Genomic DNA, 20,250 nt, shown 5'->3' with positions numbered 1-20,250 from the left:
CGGAACGAGATTACCCTCGTAAAAGATGAGTGAGCTGTTGCCTCATCAGTCGCTGCTCATGAGGTGTTCCGCCTTTTTCACCCGATGCTTTTGCGTACGCAAAGGCTTTGTCTTTATCGCCAGCCATGGCGTGCAGGTGAGCCATGGTGGCATCGAGCATGTGCGTTTTGGATAAAACGGGCGAACTCCCAAGTTTTGTCACCACAGCCATAGCCTGTTGCGAGAAGCCTGCGTAACCAAGAGCAACCGCTAAGTTGAGCCTAGCGACGTCGGAATTGGTGTGCTTCACCAAAGATTTGTAAAGTTCAACAATGTCTTTCCAGCTTGTCTCTTCGAATGTCTGGCTAGTGCAGTGTTTCTCTGCAATTGCGGCTTCGAGAAAAAAGCGCCCCTCTATGGAGGGTTGGGTTGCTTTTGCTATGGAAAGCATTGTACAGCCCGCGTTTATGTATTGAGCGTTCCATAGCTGGCGGTTTTGAAGATTGAGGGGAATCAGCGCATCGTGCTCATCTAAACGTGTATCGATCCGTGCAATGTGAAAGTGCATCAGCGCAAACAGTGACAGGGTTTCTTTGTTGGGAAGAGTGGGGTGTTCGATCACCAGCTTCATCAGCGCAATGGCATCTTGGCACAGTTCTTTTCGAATCGCCGACTTGTGATCGGAGCAATGAAAACCTTCATTAAACAACAGATAAAGAACAGTATGAACACGCTCAATAACACGTTGATAATCGCTTTCATTGGGCAGTTGATCAGGTAAAGCTTTTAGCTGCTGTTTGGTTCTGAGTAGGCGCTTTTTAACGGTTTCTTCAGGTAATAACAAAGCACTGGCGATGGAGCGGTTATTGAAACCACAAAGTGCTTTTAATATAAACGGAATTTGGTTTTGTGGCTTAATGTCGGTGGTGCAGCAAAGAAAGATCATCCGCAGTTGCTCATCACGAATATAGGGTTCGTGGAACGATTCATCCACCGAGTGGCTCATGGTCCATTCACTTGCAAGCAAATCAGAAAGCTGCTCTGAAAGCTTGAGCTTATTCTTTTGAGATCGAATAACGTCAATGGCGCGATTCCGAGCGGTTTGAATTAACCAGGCTTTGGGGTTATTTGGCAACCCGTCCTTATGCCATTTGAGAAGGGCTGTATTGAACGCTTCGTGCATCATGTCTTCCGCTAGGTCGATATTGTGATTGCCGAAGATACGGATCAACGAAGCCAGAATTTTGGGTGATTCAGCGCGATACAGCGAAGATAGGGTGTTCTCAACATTCATTCTTTTGACCAAGGCACTTTTTTGATTCACGTGAAGTATAGCGGACATACCGATTCGATGAGTCTATCAGAGTGTTAGCGTCATGAATGAGATGAACACGATGCGTTCTTTCAGTGTGCCGCGTATGGACATATACGGCATCCGTTAAAGAGGGAGTTATCATGTGCTAAAAGAGGGGGCGCAAGGCGTTTGCCGATTACGGCTAAATTGACCAAAGGCTGTTGTTATCTTCTCCATTACGTTCAATTTTTCATGGCTTTTATGCTGTTAAGGGCAGAGGCGAGCACGTCTTCAACGTGAGCGGAAACATCGATCGTGACGGCTTCTGAGGGAAAGGGTTCGACCAACGTACTGAACTGGCTTTCCAACATGTGCTTTCCGTTAAAGTAGTGATTAGGGCGAGAGCGATGCCGTGACCAAATGGTGTCGAAATCACCTTTTAGATACACAATGGTAAGGTCTTGAACACCTTTTCGGAGAATGTCTCGATACTCTGGTTTGAGGGCTGAGCACGCAAGCACAATGTGGTCGTTATCGGTCAGGAGCGAATTCAGCCTGTGCAACCAACCCAGCCTGTCTTGATCCGACAGCGGAATGCCTTGTTGCATCTTTTCGATATGTTGGGCGGTATGGTAATCGTCGCCATCAAAAAACGGGGCCTTCAGCGCCAGAGCAAGCTTGCTCCCGATGAGGCTCTTACCACAACCTGAAACCCCCATGACTAAAATTTTCTGGTTATTCATGGAACACCGTGTCCTTTGTGTGTTAATGCAGGTCGTCAGCACGTAACATCGTGATTGGGCCTGATACGGTCATCTTACTGAACGGGACTCGTGACAGGTACTGCTCAGCGATAAAATATCCGGTTTTCATTGAAGCTATCCCTATTCAGGTTCTCTCACCGCTCGGTGCTGATTTTAAGGTTACCGATAGTGCTGCGTTGCTTCCATCACTTTTCCGCACGATTCCCCTTTTCATGGCGTTATCTATTCAATCAAAACTGAGTATATGGAATTCCAATTGATGAATGGGTAAGAATTCCATTTTTCTTCTGTCGTGCGCTTAAGAAATGAGCGGCTAAGTAAGGTAATGGTCGTCGAGAAAAAACATAGAGAAGTCGAGAAGGCAATGACGATTAAGAAGAAAATGTTTCAATTTCGGGACTTTCCCCCGACTTACACAGAAAACACTCGAATTGAGTTGGTTATTTATCGGGAATGGTACGGTAACTGATTGTTAACTAAGAAAACGTAATGAGGAGAGTGAGCTAGAAAATTAATATTTTTAAATGTAACAGAATGTTGTAATGTATTTCATAACGTTTCCATTTGAACGTTTTTTTGACGAGGTAGAGAAAACTCCATGTTGGATCGCCGAGTATTTTATTAGATGTCGTTGCTATTCAGAAGGATTATATGGCTGGTTTAAGTCTTTTAACGTTGTTGGATGATATTGCTACGGTTTTGGATGATGTCGCTGTGATGTCAAAAGTCGCAGCAAAGAAAACGGCCGGAGTTTTAGGGGATGATCTCGCGTTGAACGCTCAGCAAGTGTCGGGCGTTCGTGCTGAACGAGAAATCCCCGTAGTGTGGTCAGTTGCTAAAGGTTCATTCAAAAATAAGCTCATATTGGTGCCATCAGCGCTTTTAATAAGCTCTGTTGCACCGTGGTTGATTACGCCTCTTCTGTTAATTGGAGGGCTTTTTCTGTGTTTTGAAGGAGCAGAAAAAGTATTAGAGAAAATGTTTCATGCATCAGAGGAAGAAGATGAACCTGCTTCTGTCTCTGAGCACGTGGAAAACATAGGGGAGTACGAGAAAAAGAAAATTACTGGAGCGATTCGTACTGATTTTATTTTGTCGGCTGAAATCGTAGTCATTGCACTTGGTACTGTTCAAAACCAACCCCTTACGACTCAGGTGTTGGTGTTGAGTGTGATTGCACTACTGATGACCATCGGAGTTTATGGTTTAGTTGCGGGTATCGTTAAACTCGATGATCTTGGCTTTTATCTGCAAGAAAAAGGGCAAGGTACGGGGTTTATTGCCGTAATTGGTGATGGGTTTGTTGCGTTTGCACCGAAGCTCATGCATATGCTGACAGTCATCGGTACGATGGCCATGTTTTTGGTGGGCGGGGGCATTGTGGTTCACGGTGTACCGATGATTTATCATTTAATTGAAGCCATGATATCGTCCATTCCCTCGATACCATTTATAAACGACTTTTGGCCCATCTTATTTAATGGCTTGGCAGGATTTATCGCCGGTCTCATGGTTGTTTTCACAATGACTATAGTACGTAGGGTGCGATCATAGTACGTAGGGTGTGATCATAGTACGTAGGGTGCGACCATACTACGTAGAGTGCGATCATAGCCCATGGTATTTGAGTCCCCAAGGCTCAGTAAACAGAAGCACAGCCTAAGTGGTTGTGCTTCTGTTGTTTAATATCACGGACGTAAGGCTCTAACATTGTCAAAGCCTTTGGATAGGGTCTAACATTTCAATGTGTTTTTGGTGATCGGATGCTGCCACGATTCCTAGCCTTTGGTGAGTTTAGATGCTCGTGAGTTTAGAAGCTGATGAATTTAGGTGCCGATGACATTGGAATTGAAGCAGAAGTTCTGGGTCAGGCAAATGACTATGATGGGGAACAAAAGGTTTAGGTTTTTGCTGCCCATTTGCCAAAAGAAAGCCCAGCGTTACTCTGTACAAGTTTAAAAGAACAGAGCAATAGCGTGAAAAGATAGGTGAGTTCTAGATTAGGAACAAGATAGAATGAAAACGCACACAGCCAGTGTTATAGCGATGGATTGGGGCTCAACCATGTTGAGAGCTTATCTGCTCAGCGATAAGGGCGAGCTTATGGGAGAGAAAAGCTTTCCTTGGGGTGTTCTTCAATTACCTGAAAGTGACGGTAAAAAGCTGACTTACGAACAAGTGTTTTATGCCGCAGTCGACGACTGGTTGATGGCTTTTCCCGTCTTACATGTCTATTTAGCGGGCATGGTAACCAGCAAAATAGGTTGGGTAGAAGTGCCGTATGTTGAAGCGCCTTGTGCCATTGAAGATATTCATGCCGGTGGGCATTCGTTGCTGACCAAAGATTGCCAATTGGTGAATTTGATTCCTGGGGTGTGTTATCAAGGGCATCAAATGAACCTCATGTGCGGCGAAGAAACGCAGCTACTGCCGTTCTTGAATTGCTGGGAGCGAACTTACGATGGCTGGGTTGTTCTCCCTGGTACGCATTGCAAGTGGGTTCTCATTCAAAATCTTCAAATTTCCGAATTTCAAACCTACATGACGGGGGAGTTGTATTCGCTTTTTAGAAAACACTCGATACTCGCATTTGGGGACAATGAAGAGAATACCTCGCTCGATATTGATACCTTTTTAAGGGGCGTGAACGCAAATTTGAGTTCTGTTGGAATCTTGTCCAAGCTGTTTTCTTGTCGAAGTGCTGTTTTGTTCGATGAAGTGGAAAGTGTACACCGATTTTCTTATCTGTCGGGTCTACTCATTGGTGCTGAAATCAAAGAAGCGAAAACAGCATTAGGCGGTTTGCCTGCTGAAATTTCATTGATAGGCGATGAACACTTGTGTGATCTTTATCGGATGGCTCTGAGGTTTTTTAAATCGGAAATGAACATCAAGCAATACAGTAACTCGGCTGCACAAGGCATTTGGGCTATGCATTCCTGGATACAAGCCAACAAATAACTTAGGTTTGCCGAGGGGGCACGGGGTGTGTATTGAGGTCGATATGTTGTTCATACAACAATATTTGATCCGCTGACCACAAAAACGTTGAAATATCGACTTAATTAGAATGATAATGGTTATCAATAAGATTTAGTTTAATTGAGTCGATCATGAAAGAGTCTGCCTTTTTATATCAAACGTTTTATCAAGCGGAAGATCGTTTTCGACTTCATTTCGAAGAAAACGGGTTTGAGCATGAAGTGGTGTTTAGCTACATACAAGCTACGCTTAATTTAGCATCTTGGTATGGTAAGGGGACAGACTTTGCTAATCCACTGTTGGAAGAGTTGTTTCTTCGTAGAGTGTATTACAATCTTTTAGACACCATCAACGGTGCCTCCAACTGCCGGATTTTACGGCAAATCTGTTTAGATCAAATTCACGGTCCTCTTATTGCTCTAAAGCGGCATTACTGCCATTCATTAGCGGGCTACGAGCGTTTTCTTTCGCTACAAAAAGACCTGCAAAATATCCAATACACTACCGATCTATGAAGGAATAAGAATGACCACTTACCGTATTGAAAAAGACAGCATGGGCGAAGTGCAAGTGCCAGAAAGTGCATTGTATCAAGCACAAACTCAACGCGCGGTAGACAACTTTCCAATCAGTGGCATCACCATGCCCGCTAAATTTATTCAGGCTTTAGCGTTTGTGAAACAAGCGGCGGCGAAAAGCAATGCCGAGCTTAACTTATTAGACCAAGACGTTGCAGATGCAATCGCATCAGCCTGTCAGGAAATCATTGATGGTCGGCACATAGAACAGTTCCCCGTAGACGTGTTCCAAACGGGGTCTGGCACCAGTTCGAACATGAATGCGAATGAAGTGATCGCGACACTTGCCTCTCAAAAATTAGGCAAAGACGTTAACCCGAATGATCACGTTAATATGGGACAAAGCAGCAACGATGTTATTCCTACTGCTATCGCGGTGAGCGCAGCACTTGCCGCTGAAAAACAACTTCTTCCGGCCTTGAAGTACCTAAGCGATAAAACAGAGGAAAAAGCGCTGACTGTGGAACACGTGGTTAAAACGGGTCGAACGCACCTAATGGATGCGATGCCAGTCACTTTGTCGCAAGAGTTGCGTGGTTGGACATTCCAAATCGACGCCGCACAACGTGGCATAGAAGAAACGTTACCTCGCGTCAAGGCTCTGGCTCAAGGGGGGACCGCCGTTGGCACGGGCATTAACGCTGTCCCCGAATTTGCCGCTTTATTTGCAAAAAATATGTCAGCAGCAACAGGCGTAGAATTCGTTTCGAGCGAAAATTTCTTCTATAACATGTCGAGCCAAGATGCGATTGTAGGGTTGTCTGGTCAGCTAAAAACAGGCGCGGTTGCCATCATGAAGATCGCGAATGATCTTCGTTGGATGAATTCGGGGCCATTAGCTGGGTTAGGGGAGATTGAGCTGCAAGCGCTTCAACCGGGTTCTTCCATCATGCCGGGTAAAGTGAACCCCGTTATTCCTGAGGCAGCTGCAATGGTAGCAGCACAGGTAATGGGTAATGATGCGACCATCACCATAGGTGGTCAGTCTGGCAATTTCCAGTTGAACGTTATGTTGCCGGTCATCGCGCTGAATATTATCCAAAGCATAGAGCTCTTGGCGAACGCGTCTATTCAGTTAGCAGACAAAGCCATCTCGACGTTCAGTGTACGTGAGGATAACTTGCAAGTGGCGCTTGCTAAGAACCCAATTCTAGTGACAGCGTTAAACCCCGTAATAGGTTACGCGAAAGCCGCAGAAGTGGCGAAGAAAGCTTACAAAGAACAACGCGCGATAATCGATGTCGCAGTAGAAGAAACGGATCTAACGCGTGGAGAACTTCAAAAGCTGCTCGACCCAGCAAAATTAACGAAAGGCGGTATTGCCCAGTAATTTTGTATGTGCACGAATTAAGTCCACAGTACAGACGGCAGTCATGACTCAGGCACTTCGGTGCCTGTTTTTGATCGGCTTTCGAATATTGCCCCCCAGAACACTCACTTGCTTGCTTGTTCTCTTCCTTATTCTCCCTTCTTTCTTATTCTCTTCCTTTCTTGGTGTTTTCTTGGTGTTCTCTTGGTATTTTCATTGTGTGGTTGTTCCATTTTTCCGATTTTTTGCACTCTATTTCAGAGCGATGATATGGGCAAGACGCAAATTTTTAAGCAACAGGCGTACGCAAGTGACCTTGGTGGGTAGAGCAATAGAAATGACGTCATACATAAGTGGAGTGTTGATATATAGGATTTAGATCACATAATATTGTAATGATACGTATGAAGGTAAATATTAGAAAATAATATCAGCATGTTTTTTGGAATAAATGTCACGAATAGAATAACATTCCATGAAGTTTGATAGCGCGATTGCTTACATTTTTGCACATGATTTACGCTAATTTTATATTTATATAAACAATAAGTTAAGGTGAAAATAAACACGGTGAATATTTGGCTCTCATATATAATACAGGTCACGTAAACAAAATTATTTTCATGTTCTTAGTTGTAAGAGCAATTACATTAATTAGTATGAGAAACTCTTTCGTCGCGGATTTAACGTAATCTTTAATCTTCGTTAATTGGCTAAATTGAAATGTACCCATAATTATTTTGTGAAAATATTGTTTTATATTTGTTGCGTAATAGGTGCGTCCAGAAATTAATAGGGCGCAAGGGTACAAGTCTGCACACCTTTCATTACTTAGATGTAAAGTTTTACGTTTTGCAGTAACTCATTTGAAAGTAATGAGTTGAGTGTAATTATGTTTTGAGCTGAGCATGCTGATGGTTAATTATTAACACATCACCGTGCATGCTATGGGCTTAATCCATGGCTTTAAATAAGCATTAATGAAAATTCTAATGAACGCTACTCCATGCCGAATCACCCAGCGATTCTGGTAGGGGGTACTTTGTATTTATTTCACTGGGTCATTATTTATTTTTGTTTCTGCTGTTATATGCGTTCTTACTTAATTTATTAAGTAGCTCGACTTTTGCTTTTAATATAACCAGAAAACCTGTTTTCGAGTGCTTTCAAATCATTTCGTCGGGAGCTGAGCATGTTGGAATTTGAAATATCGGACATTAAAGAAGAGCATTACAAACTGCTTGCGGATTTTTATGGTAGAGATTTAGGAGGAGAAGCTTTCTTTAAATGGAAACACTTCTTAGACCCTAATTATAAAAAGGAACGAAACCGGAAAGGGATTTATTATAAATCATTATCAAGTTGCCTTGGTATATTCATGTCCAAGGTGTACGAGTATCAATTTAATGAAAGGCACTTTGTTGTCAACTTAATGGGTGACTTAGGCATATCAAAATCTGTTAAATCATCACGTGTTTTAATCGATTTTTTCCAACACGCTCATTTAGACGGCGTGGATTTAGAAATCTGCTATTCCGATGATAGAAAAATTAAAACCTATAAAAAAATCTTTGAGAAGTATTTTACGGATTCGACGCAAGTGATCCCCTTTGTCGAATTGGTGTTAACCAGCAGACATATTGAGAGCTACCAATTCTTTGATCCTTACGACATTTCAACCTTTTCGCTCAGTAACAACCTAGGGCGAGAAAAGAACCGACAAGCCATCGAATACACAAAACTTCACCCTCTCTACGACGATATTCATTACGTTGAGAAGGAAGGTCGGTACGCCATCATTGGCGTGAACGGCGAATGCGCAGAGATTTTGGATATGTCGGGTACCAGTGATCGGCATTTTGAATGGTCGATAAACGTGGCGATGAATTTTCACAGCCGCTGCAAAATACTTATGCCAAAGCCACGCATTTCCAATCTGGTTCAACTCACCCAAAGCAGCGTGACGTCGGAAAAACCCATCAACATGCTGATTGGGTTCCATAACACCACTATTCCAACCTTTGACCCAGAAAATACTTGGGTCTGCCGAATTGATAGACGATAAGAGAGAACACAATGAAAAAAATTATCGCTTCCCCTTACTCTTATTTGTTTTGGAACGAATACAAGCTTAATCCCGATCGTTATGACTACAACATGGTGTATGGTCAGCGCATTTCGGGCGATCTCAATATTCATCAGTTAGAAACCGCATGCGCTAAATTGTTTCACGATCACGTGCTATTCGGAAGGCACATCCGTGAAGAAGATGGCATGTTGTACTGGGTAAAGAATACGACCACGCCGAGCTTTCAACATTTCGATGGACGAAAAGGCTATTCGCAATTCGTTCAAGCCCCCATTCTATTGGACAAGGGACCACTGTATCGAGTTGGGTTGTTCAAAATTGGCGAGAACAAGTACGACTTTGTCATTGTTGTTAGCCACCTGCTTTTAGGGGGGGCCTCATTAGAAGAATTTGGAAATGTACTCAGTCAGTACTACAAAGGCGATTATAGCTATGCCTGGTTATCTGAGGCGGAGATTCACCGTACGAATCTCGATATGCAGAGAAGCGTGGATGAACTCATTGCAGAAGGCGGGGAAGACTATTGGAGGGAGAAAGTACGCCATTTGGACTTGAGTGACGCGATTCCATTTGCGCGCTCCCGAGAGGTTCAGGTCGACGTACAGGCCGTTAACTTTACTGTCGCAAAATCTGAGTGGGAAACGTTAAAAAAGCAGTCTTCACTTCGTCGTATTTCTCCTTTCTTTGTTTTCTCACAGGTTTGGGGTGCGTTGATCGCCATATGCAGTGGGGTAGAGAGCTTTGGTTTAGGGTATCCCATTGCCATAAAAGAAGGGCGACCAATATCATTGGGTTCCAATGTGAACTCCGCTGTGTTACCGATAGATATCAGAGGAGAGCGCTCGTTTAAAGATCTCTACAATGAAAGCGTTTCTTCCCTTGGAAAAGCCGATAAAAAAGGCAAGCGGCGTTACAATGAATTGCCTACGCTGAACCTTGCGAAAGCAAGCGGAATCCGAAATGTGGATGTCGCAATATCTCAGGCGGTAAGACGCGATATTGGCTTATCCATTGAACATTGTGACGTTCAAGAAATGGAGGATGTTCACGCCGATATCGGTTCTGCCAAAATTATTGTCGAGTATATGGAGAGTGAAACGCATTTTGATTTCGCTGTTCGATTCCGCAGTTCGGTCATTGATCCGACTTGCGCTCAATCGTTACCAGAGTACTTTTCTGCGCTGCTCAAACAAGGCATGCTGAATCCCGACGCGCCATTGAGTTCGTTTGTGCTGTCACCAAAGCAGGAATTACAGCGGTTGAACCACTTTGGCTCAACAAACGATGAAACCACATCAACGCTATTATCCATCAGCCCACGTTTTGAGCAGATGGCGATGGATTACCCAGACAATATTGCACTCAAAGACAGCCATATTTCTCTCACTTACAAAGAAGTGAATGAACGCGCGAATCAATTGGCTGCTGAAATACGAGCGCTGTATTTTTCCAGCCATGGCAAGTCCATTGAACCGGATTGTAAGATTGCCATATTCAAAGAGAAATCGATTCAGTTTCTTATCGATGCCATCGCCATTCTGAAGACAGGCGCAGCCTATGTTCCAATGGCAGTTGATTATCCCTCTGAGCGAATTCAATACATTCTTACAGACACACGTGCGTGCATGGTGTTGACCGACGGTGAATCGCGGGGGGGACTCAGTGACGCCTGCAAGAACCTAGACGTTTCCCCTTATTTGTTAGCCACCGACAACGCAGAATTGGGCAAATCACGCAGCAAAGCCAACCTACCGCCCGTTGCCAGCGCACGCGACCTTGGCGCGATCATCTATACGTCTGGCACAACAGGAAATCCTAAAGGCGTGATGGTTGAACAACACTCAATCACCGCGCTAGTGGTGGAACCGAGCATCGTGGAGATTGAATCTACCGATGTCATTCTTTTCTTATGCAGCCCTGTATTTGATGTGTCGAGCTTTGAAATCTGGGGTGCATTGCTCAACGGGGCAACACTCGTGATTCCGGGTAATACGAAGGAAATGGCCAGTGATGTAGCGGGTTTTAAAGCCATGTTGCAGCAGTACAACATCAACATGATTGCGACGACTACTGCGTTGTTTGACCACCTTTATGTGTCCGATAATACCGTTTTTAATTCACTTAAATTCCTGATGATTGGCGGGGAAGCGTTAACGCCTTCTCTCATGAATCAAATCGCGAACCAAAAACCTCGTCCAGACATCATTGTGAATGGGTACGGTCCAACAGAGTCGACAACCGTGTCCGCGGCCTATCGGATTCAGCCTAACGAAAACCACAAAACGCTGCCTATTGGTCGTGCGATACTCAACCGAAAATTGTATGTATTGAACAAACAACGCACGTTCGTGCCTGAAGGCGTTGTTGGCGAACTGTATATTGGCGGAGCTGGCTTAGCTCGTGGGTATTTAAACCGAGAGGACTTAACGCAGTCTAGTTTCGTCGAAAACCCATACGCCACCGAAGACGACATCGCACTGGGTTTTAACAAAATGTACAAAACGGGCGATTTAGTGCGTTGGTTGCCGTGTGGCAATTTGGAATATTTTGGGCGTAACGACAGCCAAGTCAAAATTCGAGGGTTTAGGATTGAATTGGGGGAAATCGAAGCCGCCATTGTTGAGATTGAGGGCATTGCTCAAGCGGCGGTGATCGACCGAGAAAATGAAGGCGTTAAGGTGCTTGCGGCTTATTTTACGTTTGAAGGGGCGGCCGTCGACTCTGAAACCATTCGTGAAACCTTAGAAGCCAAACTGCCTGAGCATATGGTGCCTTCGAGCTTTACTCCGCTAGAAAGCTTGCCTATTACGATGAATGGAAAGCTGGACAAATCAGCGCTACCGGAGCCCACCTTTGAAGCGTCGGATCAGTACGTTGCCCCGAGCAATCAAGTTGAGCGCGATCTGTGCGATGTTTGGACGCGAGTATTGGCTGTCGAGTCTGTTGGCGTAACGGATAACTTTTTCCGAATTGGCGGGGAATCGATACTCGCGATTTTGGTGACAACTGAGCTGAGAAAAATAGGCTATGCGTTGGACGTAAAAGACATCATCAGTAAGCCAACCATTGCGAAGCTTGCAAAACAGATTGAAAACAACAAACAGATGCTAGCAGAAGAGGGATTATGTGAGTGCCTAAACGAGCAAGGCAAGCTCGGCGGAGACGTCCCTCTGAATCCGATTCAGCAATGGTTTTTTAACCAATCCTTTGACAATCAGAATCACTGGAATCAAGCGTTTACCTTTTCAATTCCAAACGAGATTGAGGTGGACGAACTGACAAGCGCATTGAGAAAAGTGGTTGAGCAGCACGACATGCTACGAGCGCGTTTTGGCTTGGAAAAGGGGGAGGTGATTCAAACTTATGACGCGAGCCTATCGCTTCCCGACATCCACATTGTGGCGGTAGGGGAAGATCACGCTGCCGATCAAAGGGCATTAACACAGCTTCAGTCGGACTTCGATGTATTTGAAGGACCGCTATGGCGTGCCGCCTTGTTGAAGAACGCCTCTCAGAACACCACTCACGTCTTTTTTGCGTTCCATCATTTGATTATGGATGCGGTGTCGTGGCGGATCTTAACCAATGATATTAAACATGTGATCGAAGGCGGAGAGCTTGCCAATAAAGGCACAAGCTACCGTCAGTGGGGGCAATTACTGAATGAATATACTCAAGCGCATCCCAGCGAAAAAGAGTATTGGCGTTCGACCTTAGAAAGCGTGGAATGCCTGCCTGTTGCGAAAGAGGCATCGACGCAATCCACGTTCTCTTTAAACCGCACATTAACCAGCAAGCTACTGCGCTGTTCAAATCAGGGCTATCACACTGAAATCAATGACTTGCTACTCGGTGCCTTGACGATGGCATTAAAAGCAGTGACAGGGAAATCAACGCAACACATCTTGCTGGAAGGGCATGGCCGTGAGGCGATAGATGAGCGTGCCGACGTCAGTCAAACGGTGGGGTGGTTTACCAGTATTAGCCCTATTGCGTTAAAAGCCGAATCCAGCATTGAAGACACGATTATCTCGACCAAAGAAGCGATCCGGCGTCTACCTCAGAAAGGTGCGGCGTTTGGTGCTTTTTATCACCACCCCGATTTTGGTGAAAGCGCTCTGCCTAATGTCAGTTTTAACTACCTTGGGCAACTCGCCACCAAAGGACGCGAAGAACATTGGACCATTCGTCCAGATAATGCGGGGCAAACCATTGGTGATGGCAACCATGATACGACCGCACTGGCATTAAATGGCGTGGTTTTGGACGACCAACTGGTTATCTACATCGATTCGCGCTTAGATGCTGAAGTTACCCAGACTGTTGAAAAGGCGTTGGAAGACACGCTCACCCGTGTCATCGAACATACGGCTATGTTAGGAATGAAAGGTGGCATCAAAACGCCAAGCGATTTCCATGTCCCTTCACTTTCTATTGACCGATTAAGGCGATTACAAAACACGTTTGACGATATTGAAGCGATTCACCCTGCAACACATTTGCAGCGCGGCTTGGTGTTCCACAGCCTTAACCACCCCAATGACGACGCCTACCGAGTCCAGTTGTTGCTCGACTACACCTGTGATCTTGATGTAGACATGTACATCACCGCATGGGCTCTGGCCGCTGAGACGTTTCCTATTCTACGGACCAGTTTTGATTGGGAAGAGGGCGAGATCATTCAAGTGGTGCACCGCCGTGCGAAGCTCACAGAAGAGGACTTCGAGTACGTTGACCTAAGCGCACTTTCGCCAGATCAACAAGAAATAGAAATCGGGAATATTCAACGTCTAGACAGGCAAAAAGGGTTTGATTTATCCCAGCCACAACTGATTCGATTTGTTGTCATCAAACTCTCGGATCAGCGTTACACCTTGTTGAAAACAGAGCATCATGCCATTTGTGATGGCTGGAGTATCCCGTTGTTGTTAGGGGCAGTGCACGAGTATTACGATGCTAATGTGTCTGGCAGCACGATAAGCGTGACGCCTGAAAGTACCTACCTTGATGCCCAAGCGTTTTTATCAAGCCATCAAAAAGAAACGGACGCGTTCTGGCAAGGTAAGAAAGCGCAATTCGAACAAGCAAACGACGTCAGCGTCATGTTCGACAAAAAGGTGTCTTTGGCTGACATACATGAAATAGCAAACCCGCAAGAATCGAAAGTACAGATCAACGCAGGCGCGTATCATGAACTTAAAAAGCGGTGCTTGTCGGCAGGGGTTACAGCGAACGTTGCCTTACAGTTTGCTTGGCATAAACTGATTCAAATTTTCACCCAAGATGAACAAACCAACGTCGGAACCATCGTTTCAGGGCGAGCGCTTCCGATAGAAGGCATAGAAAAGAGCGTCGGGTTATACATCAATACATTGCCGCTGACGGTCGATTGGCAAGCAGACGATTCGGTTCAGCAAGTGCTTAACGACATTCAACAATCCATTTCGGAGTTAAACAGCCACAGCAATGTTGCCCTGTCGGAGCTGCAAGCGGGGGGTGAGCGTTTGTTCCACAGCATCATGGTGTTTGAAAACTACCCAATGCCCGAAGAGGTAACCGAAGGAATCGGTGCCCATATTGAATTCCGCTCGTCTGTTGAAAAGCTGGATTATCCGCTGGTCTTGATGGCTTACGAGCATAACGAATCGTTGAGCCTTATTCTTAAATACGGTCAGGATTGGCTGGGTGAGGTGTCCGCGCAGCGATTGCTTGACCTACTGGTGGGTATATTACAGACCGCACTCGTCGATACGACGGTGGCTCAGAAGTCGATAGTAGCTGCGCCTACATACTCTGTGAGCGGATCAAGCCGAAACGCGCGATCCGAGAACACGCTTCAATACTGGTTTGAACATCATGCTTCCCAGAGCCCAGACGCGGTTGCCCTAGAGACGGAACAACAGCGGCTCACCTATGAAGAGGTGAACAACAAAGCCAATGCGCTGGCTCGCTACATCCAGCAATGGTATCGAGAGACGCACCAAACCGAGCTGGAACCAGACACTTGCATCGCCCTGTATCAAGACAAATCAGCGGATTTAGTGATCAGTATGCTGGCGATACTCAAAGCGGGGGGCGCTTATGTTCCAGTGTCCACCACTTACCCAGTGGAACGGGCGTCGTTTATTCTCGCGGACACGGGGGCTCGCTTGATCTTAGCAGACCGTCATTCGCTAAAAGAGGGCGAGGCACTGCAAGCTCGGCATGCCAATGCCCGCTGGGTCGCGGTCGATCGCTTAGATCTGAATGATGAGCCGAGCGGTAATGTGGCGAGCCATGGCAATAGCGGGTGTTTGGGTGCCATCATTTACACCTCGGGCACCACGGGTAACCCGAAAGGGGTGATGATTGAACAGCACTCGATGGTCGATCTGGTCGTTAACGCGAATTACATCGATATCGATAACCGCGATACCTTCTTGTTCTTGTCGAGTCCAGTGTTTGATGCGGCAACGTTAGAAATTTGGGGCGCGCTGGCAAACGGCGGCAAGCTCATTATTCCTGCGGATACCAAAGAACTGGCGAGCAATATAGAACGCTTTAGGGATGCAATCGAAGACGTGTCCATTCTTTGGGTCACACGCAGTCTGTTTGATTACCTCTACCTTGCCGACAACACACTTTTCAAAAACTTGAAATACTTACTCGTTGGGGGAGAAGCGTTAACACCAGAGATCATGAAAGAGTTGGCTGAATCTTCTGACAGACCCACTCACATTCTTAATGGCTATGGCCCTACGGAGTGCACCACGTTTACGACAACGTATGAAATCCAAGCGGGTCTTTCATATAAAAGCATTCCTATTGGTTCGGCGGTCTCCAACCGTGAATTGCATGTGTTGGATCCGCAGTTACAACCGTTACCTCAAGGTGCCATCGGTGAGTTGTATATTGGTGGGACAGGGCTTGCCCGAGGGTATTTAAACCGACCAGAACTGACAGAAAAAGCGTTCCTAGAGCGCCCATTTGAACCCGTCTCTGATGGCGAAAATCAACCCAGTAGGTTGTACAAAACAGGCGATCTTGTCCGCTGGTTGCCTTGCGGCAATTTGGAATACCTTGGTCGCAACGACTGCCAAGTCAAAATCCGAGGTTTCCGTATCGAATTGGGTGAAATTGAAAGCACGCTCAATCAAATAACGGGCGTCAAACAAGCAGTGGTTATTGATTTGGATGAAGACGGCAACAAATCACTCGCCGCCTACATTGTGCCAACGGAAAAAGGCTGCCTAATGGAGGCGGTGCGCCAATCGTTAGAAAACCAGCTTCCAGACTATATGGTGCCATCTAGCTTTACGTTCATTGAGAGCGTGCCACTCACTGTGAACGGAAAACTCGATAAACGAGCGTTACCCGAACCAACCATGGTCGACAATGACAATTATGTGGCGCCGAGAACGCAGATAGAGCGGGATCTTTGCACCGTCTGGATGCAGGTGTTGGAACACAAAAAGATTGGCGTGAAAGACAACTTCTTCCGAATTGGCGGCGATTCTATCCAGAGTATTCTTGTAACGACGGAACTCAGAAAGCTCGGTTATGTGTGCACCACTCGCGCTATTTTTGAGAACAAAACCATTGAGATGCTTGCCAAGCACATTGCAGATAATGACATTCAAAGTGACATTGTCACGGAGCAAGGCAATCTTGTGGGTGAATTTGATTTGCTGCCCATTCAACAGTGGTTTAATGAGCTGAAATTAGCCAACCCGAACCACTTCAATCAGTCGTTTCTGATTCAAGTACCCAACTTAGACGAGAGCCGATTAAATGCCGCAATACAAAAATTGGTGAACCAACACGATGCGCTGCGGTTACGTTTCTCCTGCCAAAATGGCAACGTTGTGGCGCAAGAATACATTGAACACATTCATGTCCCTTCCGTTTTGTGTTGTGACGTGTCTTCCACCCAACATCAAATTCAACATTTGATGACGCAATGGCAGAGTGATTTCGACATTGAAAACGGCCCCCTTTGGCGTTTTGTGTATTTAGACGGTGGCGAAAATGATAGCGGCGAGAGCAAAACGTCAATGATTTACTGCGCGTTTCACCACTTGGTCATGGATTCCGTGTCTTGGCGAATCATCGTTGACGAACTGGAAAGATTTTACAATGGCGAACAACCACAAGAGAAAGGGACGAGTTATCGCCAATGGGTGCTAGCGGTTCAAGACTACGCAGAAAACCATGCAAGTGAGCAGGATTACTGGTTAGAGCAAACGAAAGATCAGCCGGATTACCAACGTCATTCAGACGCGGTGTCAGAGACGTCAAAAACCCAAGTGACACTGGATCCTATCCGAACGTCGAAGCTGTTGTCTGAGGCGAACCACGCCTACAAAACGGAAATTAATGATTTGCTGTTAACGGCGTTGGGTATGAGCCTCAAGAACTGGCACGGCAGCGAGGACTCGTACATCACCTTGGAAGGCCACGGCCGAGAAAACATTGGCGAACCGTTCGATATCAACCAAACGGTTGGGTGGTTTACCACGGCGTTCCCAGTCAAAATTCTTAGCCAAGATAACCTAGCGTGGAGCATTCGTACCAACAAAGAAACCTTGCGCCGTATTCCGCAAAAAGGATTGGGGTATGGGGCACTACGAAGTTTCTTACCGCCTGATGTGAATCGCTTGCAGCATCAACCTTTGCCAAAAGTCAGCTTTAACTATCTTGGCCAGTTCAACGCGAGCCAGGAAAAGAAAAACTGGTCGCTCGTCAATCAATACTCCGGCGAGGAAGTCTCGGCAGAGAACAAGAGTGATAACGTGCTTACGGTCGCGGGTAGGGTACAAGACAACCAACTGCACATGGACGTATTAGGGTGTTTGACGCAGGAAAAGGTGGATCGAATTGCCCAAGATTTCATGGATAGCTTAGAAGCCATTATTGATCACTGTACTCAAGCAAACTTATGTGAAACCTTTACCCCGAGTGATTTTCCTAATTCGAAGATCAGTTTGGAAGAGCTGGATCGCATTCAAAATCAATATGATATCGAATCCGTGTATCAAGCAACGGGCGTCCAACGCGAATTGATGTATTTCAATCGGATGAACCCCGATTTTCAAATTGACCAAAACATCACCGAAATTAAAGGCGACTTTAACCCTGAACTACTGAAGCAAGCGTGGAACTTTGCCGCCCAACGATACGATGTGTTAAGAGCCGGTTTTACCGACAAAGCGTTTGCAGGGTGTCCTAACCTGTTCATTCAAAAGACGGTGACGATACCGTTTGAAATCCTAGATTGGTCTGTGGTCGGTAACGATCAATTAGAGCAACAAATACGTGATAAAACGCTGTTAGAGCGAAATACACCGTTCAACATAGAGCAGGCGCCACTCATTAAGCTTGTGTGTATTCGCGCATCGCAAGACCGCCACTTCCTGATACAAACCTTCAATCATATTTTGTTTGATGGGTGGTCGGTTGGGATTTTAAATGCCGAACTGATGAAGGATTACCAAGCGCTGAAACAAGGAGAGCCTGTTTCAGTGACGCCACTCAGTTTTGAACCGTTCCCTGAGTATTTGCTTCACACGTTTGATCGCGATGGAGCCAAGGCATTTTGGGATGACTACTTACAAGGTGCCTCTTTGAATCAACGTTTGCCGCTGTCTAATGAAAAACCCATAAACACGCGCGTTGAAAAGCGGATGAAAGGCATTGCAGGGCAGCTTTCACAAGATCAAACAAGAAGGCTCTACCAATTTGCAGAAGCGAGTGGGTATACACCAAACCAGATAACGCAACTGGCTTGGTGTGCGACGTTAGCCGAGTTTTTGGATACCGAGGATATTTGTATCGGCACCACCATGAGTGACCGGCCGGCGGAAATCGACAATGTTCAATCGTTATTTGGGTTGTTTGTGGCCAGCCCAGTGTTACGGGTCAAAGGGGTGAGCCATAAATCCGTCGAGAAGCATTTGGACGAGATCGCGCTCAGCCAGCTGGATAGGCAGCAATACGCCTTCCATGAACTCAATCATTACGACGAGCATTGGGTACCTACCTCTCCATTTGGCAGTTTGTTTGTGTTTGAAAACATGCCCGATGGTGAGACAGACGAAAAGCCGCCTTTTGAATATGAGGTAGTGGATGTGGTGAGTGGCAGTAACCACCAAACGGTTTTGTGCTTGGTCCCAACGCCAAATAACCTAATGTTAAAGTTATTTTTTGATTCTAACGAGTTGTCTAAGCATCACGTTCAGGCCGTATTCGATCGATTCGTCCTGAATGTTGGCAGGCTAACGGAGTCACAAGACGTGTTGTCGAAACGCTTAAAACATGTTGTTGAAGGAAGAAAAGCAATCGCTTTATAAAATCCTATTATCATGGTCAATTTAAGCCGCTATTTGGCGGCTTTTTTATAAAGGAAGAGCATATGTATCAAGCAGTTGTGTCGGATCTCGATGGGACTTTATTGAACAGTCAAGGGGCGTTATCACGTGAAACGATTCGTGTCCTTGAAGAATTTCATCACGATGGCGTAGTGGTTATGGTGGCGACTGGGCGTTTTGATACGGACGCAAGGCGTGTACTTACGGAGCTATCTTTTAATCCGGTGATTGTGTCCTGCAATGGGGCGATGATCAAAGGGGGAGAATCCCACCCGCTCTTTACACAGTGTTTACCGAAAGTGCTAAGTCAATCGCTACTGAACCGAGCCGTGGATCTTCCATTCCATATTACGGTATTTTCAGAAAAAGGCTGGCATATGGTGGAAGAAAACCCATTCTTTGAGGATTACATTGCGCAGTCGGGGCTAACCTGTGACTACACCACCGAAGATGAGATAAAAAACATCGAAGCGCTGAAAATTCTGCTGCAAGGCAGTGAAGAGCAAGTGAACCACTACTGCACGATATTAAAAGACGAATTTGGTGCGCAGACCAATATTTGTAAGTCGTCCCCCAATACCCTCGACATTGTGATGAAAGGGTTGTCTAAAGCCGAGGCCATTAAGCACTTTTTATCGAAAAAAGGCATCGACATGGTTAACGTTGTGGCTTTTGGCGATGCAATGAATGATTTAGAAATGTTGCAGCAAGCCGGTGAAGGGGTCGTTATGGGGAATGCGATGGATGAATTAGTTAAAGCCCTTCCGCACTGCACCATAACTCGGTCAAACGATGACAATGGGGTAGCCTATTTTCTGAGGTCTTTAAAAGAAACGGCGGAGTAATGGGCTCTGGAATACTCCAAGGCTTAACCCGCTGAGCGCCGATAAAAAAGCTCCGACTCAAGCG

Annotated in this window: 9 protein-coding genes; 7 read left to right on the top strand and 2 right to left on the bottom strand. The window is 45.7% G+C overall.

The window, feature by feature from the left end:
- Nucleotides 1-10: 10 nt before the first annotated feature.
- Nucleotides 11-1,321 carry an RNA polymerase sigma factor gene (locus HC752_RS11165; RefSeq protein ID WP_238930495.1) on the bottom strand — a complete coding sequence of 437 codons (1,311 nt, stop codon included), beginning with the start codon at nucleotides 1,319-1,321 and terminating at the stop codon, nucleotides 11-13.
- 194 nt (nucleotides 1,322-1,515) lie between these two features.
- Entirely contained in the window at nucleotides 1,516-2,016 is a 501-nt protein-coding gene (locus HC752_RS11160) for a gluconokinase (RefSeq protein WP_190335205.1), read from the bottom strand.
- Nucleotides 2,017-2,688: 672 nt separating this feature from the next.
- Here HC752_RS11160 and HC752_RS11155 point away from each other — a divergent pair.
- From HC752_RS11155 to HC752_RS11125, 7 genes are all read left to right on the top strand, one after another.
- Nucleotides 2,689-3,591, top strand: coding sequence for a DUF808 domain-containing protein (locus HC752_RS11155; protein ID WP_190335204.1), 903 nt, complete (start codon nucleotides 2,689-2,691; stop codon nucleotides 3,589-3,591).
- A 462-nt stretch (nucleotides 3,592-4,053) separates the two neighbouring features.
- Nucleotides 4,054-4,998 (top strand): 2-dehydro-3-deoxygalactonokinase, encoded by a 945-nt coding sequence (locus tag HC752_RS11150; RefSeq protein WP_190335203.1) that lies wholly within the window; start codon nucleotides 4,054-4,056, stop codon nucleotides 4,996-4,998.
- Between the two features lie 152 nt (nucleotides 4,999-5,150).
- Nucleotides 5,151-5,534 (top strand): hypothetical protein, encoded by a 384-nt coding sequence (locus HC752_RS11145; protein WP_190335202.1) that lies wholly within the window; start codon nucleotides 5,151-5,153, stop codon nucleotides 5,532-5,534.
- 10 nt (nucleotides 5,535-5,544) lie between these two features.
- Nucleotides 5,545-6,927, top strand: a complete 1,383-nt coding sequence (locus HC752_RS11140; protein WP_190335201.1) for a class II fumarate hydratase — start codon at nucleotides 5,545-5,547, stop codon at nucleotides 6,925-6,927.
- A 1,171-nt stretch (nucleotides 6,928-8,098) separates the two neighbouring features.
- Entirely contained in the window at nucleotides 8,099-8,971 is an 873-nt protein-coding gene (locus HC752_RS11135; protein ID WP_190335200.1) for a hypothetical protein, read from the top strand.
- Nucleotides 8,972-8,982: 11 nt separating this feature from the next.
- On the top strand, nucleotides 8,983-19,323 hold the full coding sequence (locus HC752_RS11130) for a non-ribosomal peptide synthetase (RefSeq protein ID WP_190335199.1): 10,341 nt from the start codon (nucleotides 8,983-8,985) through the stop codon (nucleotides 19,321-19,323).
- 62 nt (nucleotides 19,324-19,385) lie between these two features.
- Nucleotides 19,386-20,186, top strand: a complete 801-nt coding sequence (locus HC752_RS11125) for an HAD family hydrolase (RefSeq protein WP_190335198.1) — start codon at nucleotides 19,386-19,388, stop codon at nucleotides 20,184-20,186.
- The last annotated feature ends 64 nt before the right edge of the window (nucleotides 20,187-20,250 follow it).

The organism is Vibrio sp. S9_S30, from assembly GCF_014694455.1.
Classification (GTDB): Bacteria; Pseudomonadota; Gammaproteobacteria; order Enterobacterales; family Vibrionaceae; genus Vibrio.
The sequence above is the reverse complement of the archived record's forward strand: the minus strand, read 5'-3'. Positions and strand labels throughout refer to the sequence as shown.